Source organism: Olegusella massiliensis, from assembly GCF_900078545.1.
GTDB lineage: Bacteria > Actinomycetota > Coriobacteriia > Coriobacteriales > Atopobiaceae > Olegusella > Olegusella massiliensis.
The window spans coordinates 1,417,803-1,430,879 of sequence record NZ_FLLS01000002.1 but is presented as its reverse complement, the minus strand read 5'-3'; the positions used below and the strand labels follow the sequence as shown (position 1 = coordinate 1,430,879).

Genomic DNA, 13,077 nt, shown 5'->3' with positions numbered 1-13,077 from the left:
AACGCCACGTGAGAGTGACCTCTACTCGTTGACAGACTTCTTCCAGAAGGAAAGAATCAGCATACCAACAACAGAACCAGCGAGCAGGGCAAGGATGAACATCGCGGGATTGCCAAGGACAGCAATAACCCAAGCGCCACCATGGGGAGCAGGGCTGTAGCAACCAAAGAGTGCAGACAGTCCGCCAGCAACAGCAGAACCAACGATGCAGCTCGGAAGAACATGGGCAGGGTCAGCAGCAGCAAAGGGAATGGCGCCCTCAGAGATAAAGGACAGGCCCATGATGTAGTTTACCAAGCCAGCGTCACGATCGGCCTTGTTCCACTTGTTCTTAAAGAAGGTTGTGGACAGAGCAATAACCAAAGGCGGCACCATACCACCAACCATGCAGGAAGCCATGACTACCTGACCAGCGGAGCCAAGCGTGGCATCAGCAAGTAGACCCGTGGAAAAGACGTAGGCAGCCTTGTTGAATGGGCCACCCATATCGATGGACATCATGCCACCGACAACTGCGCCAAGCAAAACAAGGTTGGTTGTACCCATGCCAGCAAGGAAGTTGTTTAGAGCAGTATTGATAGCGCCAAAAATCGGGTTAAGCAGGAACATCACGCCACCAACAACAAGCACTCCGCAAAGTGGATAGATGAGGATGGGCTTGATACCTTCAAGAGATTTAGGCATACCGTCGCAGAGCTTCTCGATACTCAACATAATGTAGCCTGCAGCAAAACCAGCAAAGAGTGCTGCTAGGAAACCACCAGAGACGCAGGCAGCGGCAGCCGCTTCCGCATCACCAGCTGCAGTTGCGGTCACATAACCTAAGCTATAGCCAGCCTTGGCAAATAAACCACCAACAAAGCCAGGTGCCAAACCAGGACGGTCAGCAATCGACATCGAGATATATGCCGCAAGGATGGGCAGCATCAAACCAAAAGCCTCACCGCCGATTGCCTTAAAGAAGAAGGCAAAAGGTGTAGAAGAACCATAATTGCCAGCACCAGCTGCACCCATATCAAAGAGGAAGGCAAGTGCTGTCAGGATACCGCCACCAATAACGAATGGCAGCATGTGAGAAACACCGTTCATCAGGTGTTTGTAGATGATATGACCAACGCCCTCACCATCATCGGCCGAACTCACTGGTGCGGCACCACTACCAGCATAAATAGCAGCCTCACCATTCATGACCTTGTTGATAAGCAGCTCAGGTTCCTGGATGCCCTTGGTAACGGTAGTGGAGTAGACAGGTTTACCCGCAAAGCGTGCAAGGTCGACGTTTTTATCAGCGGCGATTACGACACCTTTTGCAGATTTGACATCCTCTGCCGTGATGACATTTTTAGCACCGCCAGAACCCTGGGTCTCAACCTTGATTTTAAGACCCATCTCGGCAGCCTTCTTCTCAAGACTTTCTGCAGCCATATAGGTATGAGCAATGCCGGTGGGGCAAGCAGTAATAGCAACGAGATCAAACTGACCCGTCTGAGCTTCAAGTTCATGCTTCTTTTCCTGCTCGGCAACATAGAGAGCATCCTCAGCGGCATTGAGCAGATTAAGGAACTCATCTGGCGTCTTTGCTGCACGCAGCTTATTGCAAAGCTCCTCATCAACCAAGAGTTGGGAAAGGCTTGCAAGCACCTGCAAATGTACGTTGTCCTCGGTGTCGGGAGCTGCAATCAAAAAGACCAGCGTGGTCGGCTCTCCATCAAGTGCTTCATAGTCAACACCTGCAGGAATGGTCATTGCAGCCAAACCAGGCTTGCTTACCGCAGAAGACTTGCCATGAGGGATAGCAAGACCGTTCTCCACGCCCGTACTCATCTCGGCTTCACGAGCAAGGACTGCCTTTTTATAGGTCTCAACATCAATAATGTTGCCTTGATGCTCCATCAGCGCCACCATCTGGTCGATGGTTGCAGCTTTATCTTTTGGAGCACCTCCAATCTTGATTGTCTCGGACTTAAGTAAGTCTTTAATCCTCATGCGTCTCCCCTTTCACCTAACATACGTGTGCCAGCTATCGACCTGTCTTATAGAGTTGCAAGCAGAGCTTCCGCCTCAGCACGAGTCGTCAACTCAGGCGAGAATGCAGATGCGCTACCACACGCAACGCCCATCTTGTATGCGTCCTCGTAATTTCCCTTCTCCAAATAACCCGCTACAAAGCCAGCAACCATCGAGTCACCAGCACCTACGGAGTTGACCACAGTGCCCTTAGGAGCAGGACCACCAGTAACCGTGCCGTCTTCAGCAACCAGCACTGCACCTTCTCCTGCCATAGAAATCAATACATTTGCCGCACCACGCTCTTGTAGCTTTTTGGCATAAGGCACAACCTCATCGCGAGTGCGCAGCTCAACACCAAAAATGGCCCCAAGCTCATGGTTGTTTGGTTTAATCAACCACGGGTGATACGACAACACGTTGGTAAGCAATTCACGCTCGGCATCAACGACAATACGAATGCCACGCCCCTCAAGACGGGCCATGATACGCTCATACATATCAGCTGGCAGCACCGAAGGAATCGAGCCAGAAATCACCAGCACGTCACCTTCAACTAGGGTATCAAGCTGCTCAAAAAGCGCCTGCACATCAGCGTCGGTAATACGCGGTCCCATACCATTGATTTCAGATTCTTCATCGCTTTTGATCTTTACATTAATACGAGAAAGACCTTCAGCGACATGAATAAACTGGCACCGAGCACCATAAGACTCCGTGCGCTCTTCAATCTCACGACCAGTAAAGCCTGCGACAAAGCCCAATGCGATGGATTCATGCCCCAAATTGCCCAAGACAATTGATACGTTGATACCCTTACCACCAGGAAGAATTTTTTCACTGCAAGTACGATTGACCGAGCCAAGTTGTAGGTGTTCCACCCCCACTGCATAGTCGAGCGCTGGATTGAATGTAACGGTGTAAATCATTCAGATACCTCCACTACGTTGGGAAGCTTACCGAACACACTATTCACATCGCCTGCGGTGATAACCGTAGCCGAAGCGAACTCTGCAAAAGTTACGGGCGCAACACGGCCAAGTTTATCGGCATCTGCAAGTACAAAACGCTGGCCCGCCCTTTCCATAGCTGCATGCTTGACCTGGGCCTCGTTAATATCAGGAGTGGTAAAACCTTGAGCACGCGTGGCACCATTGGTACCCCAAAAACCCTTGGTAAAGTGATAACGTTGGATACCTGAAATTGCCTCGGGACCTACCAAAGCCTCTGTTGATGCCTTAAGCTCGCCGCCTGTAAGAAAGGTGCGGTAACCCTTACATACAAGCTTGCGTGCAAGCACGACTGAATTGGTAACAAACATTACGCCCGGACAATCCAGAGCATCTACCAGAGCTTCAGTGGTAGACCCTGCATCGATATAAACAAAATCTCCTGGCTCAATAAGTGCGGCAGCATGCGCACCAATGATTTTCTTTTCACCGACACTCAACGCATAACGTTCATCCATAGCGCGATCAAAAGTCTCGTAGGTAAAGCTATTGAGTGCCGTGGCGCCGCCATGCACTTTAACGAGACGGCCCATCTGAGCTAGAGCTTCGATATCGCGGCGAATTGTTGCAGGACTAGCATCGAGTTCTTCTATGAGTCTACTGGCCGAAATGCTGCCATACATATCAACAAGCTGAACTATGCGTTCGCGTCTCTCTGGAGCCAACATTTCGCCTCCTAGGGAAGCAATCCTCTATCTGCAATCCTCTATCTGTTTTGATTGATTATGATCTATTTTAATTTTATTGCAATATATTCGCTCATATTCGCTCATTTATAAGCAAAATAAACGGCGACCGGTAGTTTTATCACCGGAATCGGTCGTACTACTTACTTTCCCACGCTCTTTGGCCTGTCTTGGATATCCTATTTGAGCGAAATTTGGACTTCTTCCAATAAAAATAGAGAAATTGTTCGGTACCTTGACATCAGCTCTTTCGGTACCTACAATTCCTGCACATTCACTAATTTAGAAACAAACTATTCGAGCGAGGGAGGAAATCATGCTCGAGGCAAAAGACGAAAAAAACGAGGTCACACCACTATCTACCGAATGCCGAGTACTTCGAAATTTTGCTTACCTCGGCTTTTTCTTGCATCAACATGCAGGAGGTCGCGCAGGCAAGCCCTACATTCTCATTACTCTGCGTCAAGCTGGTGGAAGCCTCCCTCAACGCGAATTGCTCGCTCAGGCAGGAACTGCAGCTGCATCACTTTCTGAAGTACTCACTAAACTCGAAAACGAAAAGCTGATTGAACGCAAGCCCATGGAACACGATGGTCGTCAGCGTGAGGTGATTTTGACCGTAGAAGGAACGACGCGCGCTGAAGAAATCAACGCCAAGCATGAAGCCTTTATAGAGCAGTCCCTCTATCCGCTTTCAGACGAACAAAAAACTCAACTGGCAGAAATGCTTGACTGTATATCTGCACATTGGCACGAAATTGAAGATCAAGAGAGGGCGATGTAATGGCAAAAGAAGCACGAAAACAAGGCTGGGCTAAGCGTCTTGGTTTCCAGGATGGTGCTTATAGCTTTAGCGAGGTCATCGCTATCCTTAAACCCAGTATTCGTGAGTATAAAAAGCTTTCCATTAAGACTCCTCTTCTTGTGACCGTTGAGGTTCTCATCGAGTGTGCCCTGCCTTTCTTGACCGCAGGGCTCATCAATGCCATCAACGAAGGCGCTGGCATGAGCGTCGTTGCCAACTTTGGAGTTGCCCTTATCCTCCTCGCAATTCTCTCGCTTGCTTTTGGTGCTGCAGCAGGTGTGACCTGCTCAACCGCCTCTGCTGGCTTTGCAAAAAACCTCAGGTACGATATCTTCTCACGGATTCAAGATTTTTCGTTTTCCAATATTGATCGTTTTTCAACCTCATCACTGGTTACCCGCCTCACCACAGATGTAACCAATGTCCAGCAGGCATACATGATGATTATTCGTACGGCAATCCGTTCGCCCATGATGATTGTCTTTGCCATCGTCATGGCATTTGCTACAGCAGGTCCTATGGCAGCAGTCTTTGTGGTTGTTGCTCTCTTCCTAGGTATATTTCTCTTCTTTATTGTTGTGAAGGTTTTGCCTATCTTCCGCCGTATTTTCAAGAAATACGATCGCTTGAATGACTCCGTTCAAGAAAACATTGATGGTATACGCGTAGTCAAAAGTTATGTTCGCGAAGAGTATGAGAAACAAAAATTTGGAGATGCGAGCGGCTCACTCTACCACGACTTTGTCCACGTTGAGCGTATCTTGGCTTGGATTAGCCCCGTAATGACCTTCTCGGTTGATGTCATCTTCCTTTTTGTCATCTACTTTGGCAGCAAAGCTATCATTCAATCCAAAGGCACTCTCATGCAGGTTGGAGCCTTATCTGCTCTGCTTACCTATGGCATGTCGATACTGATGAGCTTGATGATGCTCACGATGATTTTTGTCATGATCACGATGTCTTTTGAGAGCGCTCAGCGTATCTGCCAAGTACTTATGGAAACCCCTGATATCAAAAATCCCGAAAACCCTCTGATGGAAGTACCCGATGGCAGCATTGACTTTGACAATGTGAGCTTCCGCTATTCTGAGCGCGCTGACCGTATGGCACTTTCTGATGTTAATCTACATATTAAGAGCGGCGAGGTACTTGGCATTGTCGGCGGAACGGGTTCCAGTAAGTCTACCCTCATCCAGCTTATCAGCCGCTTGTACGACGCAACCGAAGGTACCGTGCGCGTGGGCGGTCACGATGTGCGCGACTATGATCTTGATACCCTTCGCGATGCCGTAGCAGTTGTGCTACAACGCAATGTACTTTTCTCGGGCACCATCAAAGAAAACCTGCGCTGGGGCGATAAAAACGCCACCGATGAGGAACTTATCGAAGCATGCAAGATTGCGCAGGCAGATGAGTTTATTCAGCTGATGCCTGACAAATATGACAGCTATATTGAGCAAGGTGGCACCAATGTCTCTGGTGGTCAAAAACAGCGCCTCTGTATTGCACGCGCCCTGCTCAAGCATCCACGTGTCCTTATCATGGACGATTCTACCAGTGCGGTAGATACCAAGACCGATCGTCTGATTCGCGATGGTTTGCGCAGCTACGCGCCTGAGACAACCAAGATTATCATCGCACAGCGTACGGGGTCTGTCGAAGATGCCGACCGTATTTTGGTACTCAATGACGGACATATAAGCGCTATCGGCACCCATGATGAACTGCTACACACATCCGATATTTATCGCGACATCTATACCACCCAAAACAAAAAGTCCCACGACGAGCGCATGGGCGATATCGCAGAGGGAGGGAAGGCTGATGAGTAAGCAAGACGAACTCAAGCAGGAAACTGCTCAAACAACTCAAAAGCCCGCAGGCGAAAGCGACTCCAAGCCTGAACATAAGCGCGGAGCTCGCAGGCCCATGGCAACGCTGCAACGTGCCATTGGCCTTATGATACGTTACTATCCCGCTCACACCGTCATTATTCTTATCTGCATCATTACCCAGGCCGTTGTGGCCACCTTGCCTTCCATGTTTTTGCAGCAAGCCATTGCTGTTGTGGGTCAGTATTGGAAACAAGGCGATTGGTCGGCAGCAGCTGCTCCCCTTATGCAAATTGCATTTACGCTCTTGGGCTGCTACGTACTGGCATTGATAGCCATTGTTATCGAGACTCAACTTGCTGCTGTAGTCACCCAAGGTACGCTCATGCGCGTTCGCAATGATATGTTTAGCCACATGGAAGATTTGCCCATTAGATATTTTGATACGCGCAAACATGGCGACATTATGTCTACGTATACCAATGACGTTGATACTCTACGTCAGCTGATTGGCGTAGCCCTTCCCAACCTGCTGATTTCTGGTATTGCCATGATTTCAGTTCTCGCTTTAATGCTGTGGTATTCAGTACCCCTATCACTGGTAGTACTGGTGGTTATTGCGCTGATGTTTTGGGTTACCCGTCTGCTGGGCGGTCGTTCTGCTCGCTTCTTCCTTGATCAGCAACATGAGCTTGCACATGCTGAAGGTTTTGTTGAAGAGGCTATGAGTGGCCAAAAAGTTATTAAGGTATTTACCCACGAAGAGGCCACCAAGGCGAGCTTTGCCGAGGTTAATGCGCGCTTATTTGAGGCTTCCAACAAGGCAAACATCTATGGCAATACGCTTGCCCCTATCCTGATGAATATGGGAAATATCGCCTATGTGTTAGTTGCGCTTATGGGTATCGTTATGCTCGAGACTCATATGGCCAACCCCTCGATTTCGGGCATGCTTATCTCCATTGATATTGTGATTCCCTTCCTCAATATGACTAAGCGTTTTGCAGGCCAAATTGGTCAGGTATCCAACCAGATTAACTTTGTAGTCATGGGTCTCGCTGGCGCTGAACGGATTTTTGAGCTGCTTGATGAGCCTACCGAGACCGATGAGGGCTACGTTACGCTCGTCAATGTTGTGCGTGACTCCGATGGAAGTCTCCATGAGTGCCACGAAAACTCTGGTAAGTGGGCTTGGAAACATCCCCACAAGAACAGCGGCAAGGTTGATTTGATTCCTCTACAAGGCGAAGTGGTGTTTGTCGATGTAGACTTTGGCTATAAGCCTGACCACGAGGTTCTACACGATATTTCACTGTATGCCTTACCTGGTCAAAAAGTTGCTTTTGTTGGCGCTACAGGCGCTGGCAAAACAACTATCACTAATTTGGTTAACCGCTTCTACGATATTTCCGACGGTAAAATTCGCTACGATGGCATCAATATTGACAAGATTCGCAAAGCAGATTTGCGCCGCTCACTTGGCATGGTGCTACAGGATACCAACCTATTTACTGGTACGGTTATGGACAACATTCGCTATGGCAAGCTGAGTGCCTCCGATGAAGAGTGCATCCGTGCGGCAAAAATTGCAGGTGCCGATAGCTTCATCCGTCGTCTGCCGCAGAGCTATGAGACTATGCTTACGGACAACGCTGCTCGCCTTTCGCAGGGCCAGCGCCAACTGCTCTCAATTGCACGCGCCGCTGTAGCCGATCCGCCAGTCATGATTCTTGATGAAGCAACCAGCTCCATCGATACCCGTACCGAGCAGATAGTGCAGCATGGTATGGACGCACTCATGGAAGGTCGCACAACCTTTGTCATCGCCCACCGTTTGTCGACCGTTCGCAACTCTGACGTGATTATTGTGCTTGACCATGGCCACATTATCGAGCGCGGTACCCATGATGACCTGATTGCAGCAAAAGGTACTTACTATCAGCTCTACACTGGAGCGTTCGAGTTGGAATAGTCAGACTATGCGACGTAGCCAAGCGCCTAGCTGTTCACAGCTAGGCGCTTTTCCTTTGCTTTTCGCTACTTATTTTGCTTGCGACGATGACTTTCACGAAGGATGGAAATAACAATCCAAAGGCCCAAAACAAGTGCCACTAAATAGCCTAAAAATCCAATCACAGGAATGCCAAAAACAACAGGCTTGATGCGGGCAAAATACACCACCGATGAGCCAATAAATAAGCCAGCAATAATAATACTCATTGCCAAGCGGTCGAGCGCATGTGCCAAACTGCGCATAGGCCGGTGCAGGCCATTCACATCAAGTTGTGTCCTGAGCTGACCTCGGGTAAGCATGCGCGAAATATTTGACATTTCGCTTCCTGCCTGGAGCAAACTATGAGTTGCCCGACCAAATTCCATCGCATAACTACGCAGCTCATCAATGGGGGCAACACGCTCTTTGCGTACATGACTCACATGCTGACCAATGATGTCAACAATAGAAGTACCAGGCAAAAATTCATCGACCAAGCTCTCGAGGGTTACGAGCGAGCGAGCCAGCATCGTGACCGAACCTGGCAACTCGATGCCATTTTCACGCGCCATCGAAATCAACGCATTAAAGAAACCCGCAATATCAAGCTCGGAAAGATCTGCTTCACCGTAGTTAGCAATAATTTGATCGAGATCTGCAAGCAAACTTGCATGATCAACTTCTGATGTATCAGAGGAAGCAAAACGCAATAAACCATCTTTGAGTCGTACGGAATCACGGGTACCTACTGCTACCACCATATCGGTTAGCGCTGCTCGATCAAGCGCCGTGAGGCGCCCCATAATGCCCAAATCGAGAAAAATCAGCTGACCATCGCGTACTACAAGATTGCCCGGATGTGGATCGGCGTGGAAGAAACCATCATCAAGCATTTGACGTGTGTAATTGTCAACCAGCTTTGAGCCAATTTCGGACAAGTCATAGCCTGCCGCTTTGAGCTCCTCGGTTTTATCGACAGGGATACCCTCAACGTAGTCCATCACGACTACATGGCGGGTACACCAACGCCAATACGGCTTGGGACAGTCAACAAATTTACAGTTAGCGTTATTGCGACCAAATTCCTCAAGACTTTTGGCCTCGACCAAAAAGTCCGTTTCTTCGACAAAAGACTGCCAAAGTTCATCGACCACTGAAGAAAAATCAATGAACAGCTTGCCTCGCAGCAGTTTGTCCATGCGGCGGGCAAGAGAGCGCATGATAGAGATATCCTGCGCCATCTTTTCTTGTACCTGAGGGCGCTGAATTTTGATAGCTACCAACTCACCTGTAACAAGACGAGCCTTATGCACTTGAGCGACTGATGCCGAACCTAACGGCACATCATCGATAGCGTCAAAAATATCCTCGATAGGAGTTGAATATTCGTCGCGCAAAGCCTGCAGCATGGTCGTGCGATCCATGGGCTCGACTTCGGTACGCAACTTTTTGAGCTCATTACAAAAGCTTTCGGGCAAAATTTCCGAACGCATAGAAAGAATCTGCCCTGCTTTTACAAAGGTAGGCCCCAACTCTTCAAGCAGAGACCTCATGCTCCGCGGCGTCAAACCGTGCCAGACATCATAATGGCTGGCAATCGCCAAGATATCCCTCAGACGAGACAGTTTGCTCGCCCGCGTAATTTGGTACTGGTCAGACGATGTGTTTCGCCCACCAAAAATACCTATAGTCTCAAAGGCACCTTCTTGCGCCTTGAGAGCTTCTTCCCAGCCCTCAAGGCGGTCTTCAGGTCCAAATTCGTCTTCAGTCACGGAAGAACACCTCTGCGGAACAGCAAATGCTATGCCTCGGTATCCTCAGACTCAGACTTAGCTTCGCTCTCAGGCTCTACCTCAACTTCGACCTCAATATCGGGTTCCTCAACAGGCTCACCATCAACCTCGACAGGCTCAGCATTGAGGTCTTCTTTGATCTGAGCAATTTTTGCCACGTAGGCCTCGCGCTCCTCGGGCGTCATACCACGTAGACGGGCGCGTAAAATACTTGCCTCGGTATCACTACTTGCCGCGGAAGCCTTGTGCTTGAGCTCTTCATTGAGCGTCTTGCCCTGCTCTACCGTAAGCTCGCCCTTCTTGACCAGATCTTCGATGAGCGCACCAGACTTTTCTGCAATTTGACCAGACATTTCTGCGCCAGTTGCAACAGCACCAATGCCAGCTAGAAAAATCTTACGGGCGGTCTCGGACATGTCGTCAAGCAATGCCATAATAAGCTCCTTTGTTTGTAGCTTGTACGGGTGTGCACCCGTTGGCTTTTGTATACCCATCGTACGCGAGCTCTGACAAAATTTTTCGCTCGACTCCATGAGAACACCGCAAACGGTGGTTTTACCCCTCAGTTCAGCAACTATATGCCACAAAGGATGCGACCAAGCTGATCCACACTATGCACCACTGCGATAGCACCTGCTTCTTCAAGCTCGCCGGCAGGCGCTGTGTCGCCAAAGTAGACGCCGATGCAGGGCAGGCCAACTTGCTTGGCGGCTTCCACATCATAATGTCTGTCGCCTACCATTACTGTCTGCTCGGCCGTAAAACCTAGTTTGTCGATGGCGGCTTGGATGGTGTCAGCTTTAGTCTGCTTGTTCGTATCATTTTTCTTGCCTTCAATAGCTTCGAAATAATCAGCTATCTTGCCATCGCTAACGCAACGCTCAAGCAGGCCCTGTCGTTTGGATGAAGCAACAGCTAAATGACGGCCATTGGCCTGAAGCTGCGCCAACAACTCGGGGATACCGTCAAAAGGAGGCCATGCTTCGGGACCGCAGACATCATACAATTTACGATAATGTGCCGTGACGGTGGCCGCATCTTTCTCGGATAAGCCATATACCTCGGAATATGCTTGAGGAAAAGGTGGCCCAATCAGACGACGCAAGTCTCCCATCTCTTCTTCACTCATGCCAAAATCACTTAACACCGCGCGCGCTGTAGCCACAATTGACTGAGTGGTATTACCCAGCGTGCCATCATAATCAAAAAGGATGCAGGGGCGCTGCGCAAGATCACGCATAACCTGCACCGAACATGCAGCTGGATCAGTTGGTTTGGACAGATGACGAAGATTCATACAGTGCCTCCAAGCCATGCAAGCAACGCATGATGCGAACAAAGTCTGTGCGCTACTCGCCTCAGTGTGTAAAATCACGTGCGCACTCCTTGAGACGCACAGCCTTATTCTACCCGCTTGGGCTACCATGGATTCGCGCTACACAAAAGCAAAAGGAGCGGTTATGCACACTCAACCAATTTTCTGTTTTCGCCCCACACCTGAGAGAGCGGCCGATTTTGCCGCGCTACCCTATGATGTGTTTGACCGTACAAGCGCAGCTGAGTATGTAGCAGCACATCCTCAGTCATTTTTATCTATCGATCGGCCTGAAACCTCTTTTTCAGCAGAGCAGGACATGTATGCTCCTAAGGTTTACGAAAAGGCGCGGCAGCTGCTAAATGAGCGTGTAGCTGATGGCACCTTATTGCGTGATGAGTCGGCTTGTTACTATATCTGGCGCATGGCAGTCGATGGACATACCCAAACGGGTCTGGTGTGCGCAGCGGCGGTGTCTGATTACGAAGATGGCATCATCCATCGCCACGAATTAACGCGCAAAGACAAACAACAAGACCGCATCAACCACATACGCGCAACGAGTGCACAGACAGGGCCGATTTTCCTTGCCTATCGCGACAACAGTGCACTTGATGCCTTGATTGCACTGATGAGCAGCGCGGAGCCGCTCTACGATTTTACAGACGAAACAGGTTGCCAGCACAGCATTTGGCGCGTGGCACGCGATGTAGCTGTGGGATCACTACAGCTCATGCTAGACCAGATACCTTGTGCCTACATTGCCGATGGGCATCATCGAGCTGCGTCGGCAGTTGCCGTATGCCAAGAAAAACGCGCAGAGTTGCAGGAAACAGCTCAGCATACCTCCAGCGAGGCAGACACTTTTTTAGCAGTACTTTTTCCCGCAAGTCAGCTGCATATTTTGCCGTATAACCGCGTTATCACGGATAAAGGGAGTAAAACGTCCGCTGAAATACTTGCGGAATTGAGCAAGCAGGGCTTTAGCATTACGAAAGTAGAGGGTGTAGTAGACCCTGCCCAAAAAGGCATATTTGGCTTGAAGCTCGAAGGCAAATGGTATGAGTTAAGACTTACTGAGAGGCCTGCAAAAGATAACCCTGTCGCAAGGCTTGATACCTCTCTTGTGCAAAATCTTATCTTGAGTCCCATTTTTGGCATCGATGACCCTACCGTTGACTCACGCATTTCTTTTATTGGAGGTAAAGACGCAGCTAAGCGCAGCGGGGAAGCAGCAGGAAATAGCGGTGTTGCCATCACGTTGCACGCAACTTCGCTCGATGAACTCATGTCTGTATCCGATGCTGGTTTGTTGATGCCGCCAAAGTCAACGTGGTTTGAACCAAAACTTCTCTCAGGACTTTTTATTCGTCATATCTAGTCTCGATTTTGCGGATGTCAGAAAGTATGTGTCCCTTTTAATATATGTCTGCAGCAGTGGAGGCATAGCGAAAAAGCAGAGCGAGGTCGAACTTGCAAGGTTTGCCGTCTTTTTTTTAAGTTTTGCTTCAAAAAAGTATTTAAGAAAACAACTACAAAAGGGCTCTTCAAGGCAGCTGTATTGCCACACGAGAGGTTTTAATGTGTGCCTGCTGGGGTATAAAACTATATAGAGCAACTTGTGAAAGTGAGATGA

Annotated in this window: 10 protein-coding genes; 4 read left to right on the top strand and 6 right to left on the bottom strand. The window is 49.2% G+C overall.

Annotation, left to right across the window (positions count from 1 at the left end; genetic code table 11):
• Positions 1-21: 21 nt before the first annotated feature.
• Genes BN4314_RS06530 through BN4314_RS06520 form a run of 3 tightly spaced genes read right to left on the bottom strand, consistent with a single transcriptional unit; the run spans position 22 to position 3,685 of the window.
• Positions 22-1,986 carry a PTS fructose transporter subunit IIABC gene (locus BN4314_RS06530; RefSeq protein WP_068540392.1) on the bottom strand — a complete coding sequence of 655 codons (1,965 nt, stop codon included), beginning with the start codon at positions 1,984-1,986 and terminating at the stop codon, positions 22-24.
• Between the two features lie 47 nt (positions 1,987-2,033).
• A complete protein-coding gene (pfkB, locus tag BN4314_RS06525; protein ID WP_068540390.1) occupies positions 2,034-2,936 on the bottom strand; it encodes a 1-phosphofructokinase in 903 nt (300 codons plus the stop codon).
• Entirely contained in the window at positions 2,933-3,685 is a 753-nt protein-coding gene (locus BN4314_RS06520) for a DeoR/GlpR family DNA-binding transcription regulator (protein WP_021735436.1), read from the bottom strand. Before BN4314_RS06520 ends, pfkB begins: the two co-directional genes overlap by 4 nt.
• 334 nt (positions 3,686-4,019) lie before the next feature.
• Here BN4314_RS06520 and BN4314_RS06515 point away from each other — a divergent pair, with 334 nt between their 5' ends.
• Genes BN4314_RS06515 through BN4314_RS06505 form a run of 3 tightly spaced genes read left to right on the top strand, consistent with a single transcriptional unit; the run spans position 4,020 to position 8,312 of the window.
• A complete protein-coding gene (locus tag BN4314_RS06515) occupies positions 4,020-4,487 on the top strand; it encodes a MarR family winged helix-turn-helix transcriptional regulator (protein WP_068540388.1) in 468 nt (155 codons plus the stop codon).
• Positions 4,487-6,340 (top strand): ABC transporter ATP-binding protein, encoded by a 1,854-nt coding sequence (locus BN4314_RS06510; RefSeq protein ID WP_082911203.1) that lies wholly within the window; start codon positions 4,487-4,489, stop codon positions 6,338-6,340. Before BN4314_RS06515 ends, BN4314_RS06510 begins: the two co-directional genes overlap by 1 nt.
• On the top strand, positions 6,333-8,312 hold the full coding sequence (locus BN4314_RS06505) for an ABC transporter ATP-binding protein (protein ID WP_082911202.1): 1,980 nt from the start codon (positions 6,333-6,335) through the stop codon (positions 8,310-8,312). Before BN4314_RS06510 ends, BN4314_RS06505 begins: the two co-directional genes overlap by 8 nt.
• A gap of 65 nt (positions 8,313-8,377) precedes the next feature.
• Here the strand turns inward: BN4314_RS06505 and BN4314_RS06500 are convergent, their stop codons facing one another.
• The 3 genes from BN4314_RS06500 to BN4314_RS06490 all read right to left on the bottom strand — a co-directional run bounded on the left by BN4314_RS06500 (position 8,378) and on the right by BN4314_RS06490 (position 11,423).
• Positions 8,378-10,105 (bottom strand): ABC1 kinase family protein, encoded by a 1,728-nt coding sequence (locus tag BN4314_RS06500; RefSeq protein ID WP_068540386.1) that lies wholly within the window; start codon positions 10,103-10,105, stop codon positions 8,378-8,380.
• A gap of 29 nt (positions 10,106-10,134) precedes the next feature.
• Positions 10,135-10,560, bottom strand: coding sequence for a hypothetical protein (locus BN4314_RS06495; RefSeq protein ID WP_068540384.1), 426 nt, complete (start codon positions 10,558-10,560; stop codon positions 10,135-10,137).
• 140 nt (positions 10,561-10,700) lie between these two features.
• Positions 10,701-11,423 (bottom strand): HAD hydrolase-like protein, encoded by a 723-nt coding sequence (locus tag BN4314_RS06490; RefSeq protein ID WP_187369556.1) that lies wholly within the window; start codon positions 11,421-11,423, stop codon positions 10,701-10,703.
• A gap of 163 nt (positions 11,424-11,586) precedes the next feature.
• Between BN4314_RS06490 and BN4314_RS06485 the strand changes: the two genes are divergently transcribed.
• Entirely contained in the window at positions 11,587-12,822 is a 1,236-nt protein-coding gene (locus BN4314_RS06485; RefSeq protein ID WP_068540382.1) for a DUF1015 domain-containing protein, read from the top strand.
• Positions 12,823-13,077 lie beyond the last annotated feature (255 nt).